The organism is Mesorhizobium sp. M7A.F.Ca.ET.027.03.2.1 (assembly GCF_003999175.1).
GTDB lineage: Bacteria > Pseudomonadota > Alphaproteobacteria > Rhizobiales > Rhizobiaceae > Mesorhizobium.
In genome coordinates, this window is the sequence record NZ_RZOM01000627.1 from 1 (window position 1) to 3,632 (window position 3,632).

The 3,632-nt window shown below is 62.7% G+C and carries 5 protein-coding genes and 1 pseudogene; 3 read left to right on the top strand and 3 right to left on the bottom strand.

Annotated elements, in window-relative coordinates; translation table 11 throughout:
• Window positions 1–145 (bottom strand): annotated as a pseudogene (locus EN750_RS40935) (FAD-binding oxidoreductase); the annotation flags it as partial.
• Between the two features lie 187 nt (window positions 146–332).
• Between EN750_RS40935 and EN750_RS23665 the strand changes: the two are divergent.
• Entirely contained in the window at window positions 333–812 is a 480-nt protein-coding gene (locus EN750_RS23665; RefSeq protein ID WP_127397811.1) for a thioesterase family protein, read from the top strand.
• A 236-nt stretch (window positions 813–1,048) separates the two neighbouring features.
• Window positions 1,049–1,246, top strand: coding sequence for a hypothetical protein (locus tag EN750_RS23670; RefSeq protein ID WP_013531006.1), 198 nt, complete (start codon window positions 1,049–1,051; stop codon window positions 1,244–1,246).
• 16 nt (window positions 1,247–1,262) lie between these two features.
• On the opposite strand, the gene EN750_RS23675 is transcribed toward EN750_RS23670, so the two are convergent.
• Window positions 1,263–1,742, bottom strand: a complete 480-nt coding sequence (locus EN750_RS23675) for an Lrp/AsnC family transcriptional regulator (protein ID WP_127397812.1) — start codon at window positions 1,740–1,742, stop codon at window positions 1,263–1,265.
• A gap of 164 nt (window positions 1,743–1,906) precedes the next feature.
• Between EN750_RS23675 and EN750_RS23680 the strand changes: the two genes are divergently transcribed.
• Window positions 1,907–2,740, top strand: coding sequence for a DMT family transporter (locus EN750_RS23680; RefSeq protein WP_245482782.1), 834 nt, complete (start codon window positions 1,907–1,909; stop codon window positions 2,738–2,740).
• A gap of 9 nt (window positions 2,741–2,749) precedes the next feature.
• Here the strand turns inward: EN750_RS23680 and EN750_RS23685 are convergent, their stop codons facing one another.
• The gene (locus EN750_RS23685; protein WP_245482783.1) at window positions 2,750–3,610 is read right to left on the bottom strand and encodes a dienelactone hydrolase family protein; all 861 of its coding nucleotides are present in this window, start codon (window positions 3,608–3,610) and stop codon (window positions 2,750–2,752) included.
• Between the last annotated feature and the right edge of the window lie 22 nt (window positions 3,611–3,632).

The following is a 3,632-nucleotide window of genomic DNA, read 5'->3' on the forward strand; positions in this document are numbered from 1 at the left end:
GAATATAGGTGGTGGTGTGGGCATGCTGGGAGCGGATAGCCTGGCCGGTCTGGAATCGCTCGCCAAGCTGTTGCTTGAGAATGCCGAGCACCGCAGCGATGCCTTCCTCGTTGCGTTCGACCGGGTTGAGGTCGCTCAGAGCCATGAATTCCTCCGCGAATGGACCAGTGTCCACCTTTGTTATGCGTCTATGGATGCGTAAAGCAATTCCAGGATAAGTGTGAAGCGGTTTTCCCGGGAAATCCGCTTAGCGCTTTCCCTGGGGAATTGCGTCAGAACAAATAGAGTCTCCGGAGCCACGCTCTGTCCAGCGCCAGAACAAGGAAGTTTCGATGCCCATCCCCACTCCCTTCGTCTCGAAACCCATGGACATCGAGAAGGACTGGATCGACTATAACGGCCATCTCAACATGGCCTATTACAACGTGCTGTTCGACCGCTGCTCGGACGACGCCTTCGAGGCAATGGGCATGGGACCGAACTATGCCAGGGATCGCCGCCTCACCATCTACACGGCCGAAGTCCATGTCTGCTACGTGCAGGAGCTGCACCTCGAGCACAAGGTCACGGTCTCCTTCCAGCTCATCGACCACGACGACAAGCGGCTGCGGGCCTACCAGGAAATCCGCCATGTCGACGGCTGGCTGGCCGCGACTTCCGAATCGCTGTCGCTGCATGTCGACATGTCCGGGCCGAAGGTCTCACCCTTCCCCGCCGATGTGCTGGCCAGGGTCGAAGCCATGCGCGCCGCCCATTCGGCACTGCCGATGCCGGAACGGGCCGGCCGTTCGATCGGCATCAAACGCAAATAGGGTGAAGCCGACACCTTCTCGTTCCCGGCTTCAAAGCCACACCCGCAATCTAAAATCGCAGAACCCTGCCGTCGGCCGGCAGCAGTGCTTGTAGCGGCGCGGCGCCCTCGTTAACCTTACCAAGGTTTTAACGGGAACAAGCCATCTGAGCCGTTGCGCGACTCAGCGGGTCGGTCGAAAACGATCCGCATCGAGGTAGCGACACGGGCGGCGCGGCGCCGGTTCGAGGAAAGTGCATGAAAACCGACATCAAGGTCGAGGTGGACAGGCTGGCTGCCGATCCGCGCATCACCGACTACGATTTCTGGCGCTCGCTCAAGAACGTCAACAACGAGATCTTCCACATCGCCAACAACAACGAGCCGATCCCGTTCGACATGATCCGCTGGCGTGCCATCCTGAAGCAGGCGCGCATGAAGCGCGGCCACGCATAGGTTCCTCTCCTGTAGGTCAAGCCTGGCGCATCAACGCTCCCAGCGCCGAGCGCGCCACCACTGGCGACGACTGGATGATCGCCGTATTGGTCATCGCATAAGGAATGATGCGGTCGATCACCCGCTCGAGTTCGGCCACCGAGCCGACATGCGCCAGCGCGATGAAACAATCCTCTCCGGTCACCCGGTCGCATTGCACGATCTCCGGCAGTTCGCGGATGATCTCGGCCACGACGGCCAGTTGCCCCGGCACCGGCCGGATGCGCAGCCATGCCGACAGCGGCAGGCCGAGTGCCGCCGGGTTGATCCTGACCGAATAGGCCTCGATGACGCCGCTTTCCTGCAGCCGCTTGATGCGCTCGGCCACGCTCGGCGCCGACAGACCGACTGAGCGTGCCAGCTCCGCCGTGCTGGTGCGCGCGTCCTTCTCCAGCAGACGCAGGATCTTCATGTCAGAGACATCGAGGTCGGCACTTTCAGTTCGAAGGCGCTTCATGGGAAATTCCTTGCTTCTGAGAGAAATCTCGCCAGACGAGCCCATCATCACTCATATAAACCGGCAAATATGCCTGCGATACTGATCCGGTGGATGATCAAACGCAAGCTCTTACGGCAGATCCTGCCCCGGGCAACCCCACCCTGGCCAGGCCGACGGCAAAATTGCCGCCGCATGTCTGGTTCGCCGTCAGCGCCGTCTTCCACTATCTCGGGCCGGCCTTCGCCGTGCTGCTTTTCCCGCATGTCGGCGTGCTCGGCATGGCGTGGCTGCGCATCGCCACGGCAGCACTCATCTTCGCGCCGCTGACCCGTCCATGGCGAAGCTTCGCCCGCGCCGATCGCTCGACAAGACTGCTGTTGCTGGCCTTCGGCACCTGTCTGGCGGTGATGAACTGTTCGTTCTACCTGGCGCTCGACCGCCTGCCGATCTCGCTGGTGGCGGCGATCGAATTCGTCGGCACCATCGGCGTCGCGGCGATCGGCCTCAGGAGCCCGCGCAATCTTGCCGCCCTTGTCGTCGCCGTCGCTGGCACCTTGCTGCTCATCGACGTCAGATGGTCCGACAATCCCATCGGGCTGTGCTGGGCCTTCCTCAACGGCGCGCTGTTTGTCGGCTACATCGTGCTCGGCCACCGCGTTGCCGCGTCTGGCGTAGGCGCCGGCATCGCCGGCCTGGGTGCTGCCATGGCGATCGCCTTCATCGTCGTGCTGCCGATCGGCCTCACCGATGCGCTGCCGGCCTTTTTCTCACTGCCGCTGCTGTTCGCCGCCATCGGCGTCGGCATCTGTTCCTCTGTCATTCCCTACATCTGCGACCAGCTCGCCATGTCGCGGCTGCCACGCGCCAGCTTCGCGCTGATGCTGTCGCTGCTGCCCGTCACCGCGACGCTGATCGGCGTCGTCGTGCTGCGCCAGATTCCAAGTTTTACCGATTGCCTCGGCATTGCGCTGGTGGTCGCCGGCGTCGCCTTCCACAAGCCGGCGAACACGGATTAGACGAACGCCCTATGCCAGTTTCTGCTTGAGGAAGGCGATCGTTCTGCCCCAGGCGAGGTCCGCTGCCTTCTTGTCGTAGCGCGCTGCCGACGTGTCGTTGTTGAAGGCATGGTTGGCGCCTTCATAGACATAGACCGTGTATTCGACATGCGCCGCGTCGAGTTCCTTCTTGAAGGCGTCGATGCCGGCATTGATGCGCTCGTCCAGTCCGCCATAGTGCAACAGCAAGGCCGCCTTGATCTTGGATACATCGGCGGCCTTCGGCTGCATGCCGTAATAGGCAACGCCGGCACTGAGATCGGGCGCGTTGATGGCCAGCATGTTGACCGTGCCGCCACCCCAGCAGAAGCCGATGGCGCCGACCTTGCCGTTGCCGTCCTTGTCGCTCTTGAGGAAAGCGACGGTCGCGACACCGTTGGCGATGGTCTGCGCCGGATCGAGCTTGGCGAACATGTCGCGCGCCTTGTCTTCATCGGTTGGCGTTCCGCCGAGCGGCGACAGGAAATCCGGCGCCAGCGCCACGAACCCCTCCAGCGCCACGCGTCGCGTCACATCGCGGATATGCGGGTTGAGCCCCCTGTTCTCATGCACGACGATCACCGTCCCAAGCTTGCCCGCCTTGTCCGCCGGCTTGACCAGGTAGCCCTTCATCTCGCCGCTGCTGCCGGGATAGCTGATGTCCTCGCCCTTCACCCGCGGATCGTTGTCGGCGACAACAGCCGCTTGCGCCGAATTTGCCGCCAGAAGCGGCGCGATCGCGGCGGCCGCCGCACCCGATCCGGCAAGCCGGGTCAACTGCTCCATGAACCGGCGGCGATCGAGCGTCAGATGCGTATATTCGTCATAGGCGTCGATCATCGCCTGGGTGATGGCGGGCTTGGCGTCGGGTTTC